Source organism: Endozoicomonas atrinae (genome assembly GCF_001647025.1).
Classification (GTDB): domain Bacteria; phylum Pseudomonadota; class Gammaproteobacteria; order Pseudomonadales; family Endozoicomonadaceae; genus Endozoicomonas; species Endozoicomonas atrinae.
In genome coordinates, this window is record NZ_LUKQ02000604.1 from 1 (window position 1) to 1,089 (window position 1,089).

Genomic DNA, 1,089 nt, shown 5'->3' on the forward strand with positions numbered 1-1,089 from the left:
TGAAAATGGGCACCTTGCCATCCGGTGGTAAACGCACCGGGTCTAGCCCGATCAGTTCGGCGTCCAGCGGCAGGCTGGTTTCCACAATGCAGTTATATCGTATGCTCTGCGGTATGACGAAAATTGGATCTGAGCCGTTGGTAAATTGAATCTCACACCTGCCGGTGGTGGTGTCGATCTTTCCCTGCACTTCACTGGTGTTTATCTCGCCGTTAAAGTCGGCGCTGGCGGTAATGATGTCGCCGTTATCCACTCTCACGGCGGTTAGCTGCAAACTGCCCAATCGAACCGGCGAGCCCGGTGTACGAAAGGCCACGGCGTCGACTTTGAACCCCGGGCCGATGGTGGCAGCCGCTTCAATGGTGGCGCTGGAAAAGCCGCCCTGTGGATAAGTGGCTAACGTGACCACGCCACCGCTGTAGTCAATGCTGCCTACCTGCAGGCCTGCGTTGGTTTCGGTGCTGAGATCGGTGAACACCTGGCCATCCCGGTCATAGTAAGTCTGCCCGTTCCAACTAAACACCACGCTGCCCGGCAGTAGGGTATCGCTGATTAAGGGCAATAAATCCAGGGTCAGCTCGGGTGATGGTAAGGTTTCGCTGTAGGGCGCATGACTCAGGTTGCTGGCCTGGGCGATGGCGGTGATGCTGCTGCCGTTAAAGGTCTGGGTTCTGGTGGTGTTGGTGCTTTCTACCCGGTAATAAGTGCGACCAGCAACAGAGCGAGAGACATTGCTGTATTCTGTATAGTTGTAATCCTGCAAGGCCAGAACCGTAAAATCCCCGGTCTGATAGTCAATGGTGCCTGTTACGCCACGCCAGCCACCCGCTGTGTCATCGCTGATCTGCTTTGCAACGTTTCTTGTAGTTTCGTAGTTCGTCCAATCTTCGCCATATACATCGTTCTCAATATTGGATAACTGCTCCACTAGAAACTGCAACTGTATGGAACCGGGCAATAATGGCGCACCGGGAATTGTGCCACTCATTACGCCCTGGCCATCGATGGCAACGTTCACCTGACCACCGGCGCTGGTGCCTTCCTGATAATCCACTTGTATCTCGGTACCAGTGTCAGGCAGGTTGTCTA

1 protein-coding gene is annotated in these 1,089 nt (G+C 54.6%); it reads right to left on the reverse strand.

All coding sequences use genetic code 11. From position 1 onward, the window contains the following. Positions 1-1,089: hypothetical protein (locus AK963_RS34075; RefSeq protein ID WP_202969936.1), on the reverse strand; the 1,089-nt coding region annotated here is incomplete at both ends.